Annotated in this window: 1 protein-coding gene; it reads right to left on the bottom strand. The window is 42.4% G+C overall.

Features of this window, described 5'->3' with window-relative positions:
• On the bottom strand, positions 1–571 hold a 571-nt coding region (locus tag PQ474_RS26240), incomplete at its 3' end, for a transposase (protein ID WP_273848522.1).
• Positions 572–601 lie beyond the last annotated feature (30 nt).

The raw sequence follows: 601 nt of genomic DNA, 5'->3' as shown, positions 1-601 counted from the left end.
CGAAAACCGACAGATTTGCTTCGCGTTCGGCTTGTTCTTGAAGCCATTGCTCTTGTTCTTCTTTTGATTTACGTCCACGTTTTTTTGGTTCAGGTTTGGCTTTCTCTTCTTTCACTGGCGCTTGATCTCGAGCTTCAATATGAGTCGCATCAATGGCGATGGTTTCGTCCATGACAAATCCTTCGATGATGGCTTGGAGAATCTGCGTTTCTTGAACACGTTCAAGAACATCTGATTCTTCTAATTTTGTGATCATTCTTGAATAAGATGCTTCAGATGGAATAGCATCAGAAAGAAGGAATCCACAATCTAGACGGAACATATAGTCATGTTTCAGTCGTCTAATGAGATCCTTAATAGTCGGAATATGCTCAATTATTCTAGCTGCAAGGGAGTAAATCATCGCGGCGTAATTGAGCTGAACGGGCGCACCGTAAAGGGCTTTTTTCGATACGATGGCAAGGATTGGATCGATTTCAATCGTCGAAAACACCGCTTCAAAACGATGGGTAGGTTCTAGATCGTATAAATCTTGCAGGTCAAATAGGCTTCCTTGTCGTATAATAGTCATAAGGGAGTCTTCCTCCAGTCTGAGAGTTGG

This window comes from Halalkalibacter alkalisediminis (assembly GCF_028610705.1).
GTDB classification, from domain to species: domain Bacteria; phylum Bacillota; class Bacilli; order Bacillales; family Bacillaceae_D; genus Halalkalibacter; species Halalkalibacter alkalisediminis.
This window is presented reverse-complemented; position numbering and strand designations above follow the sequence as displayed.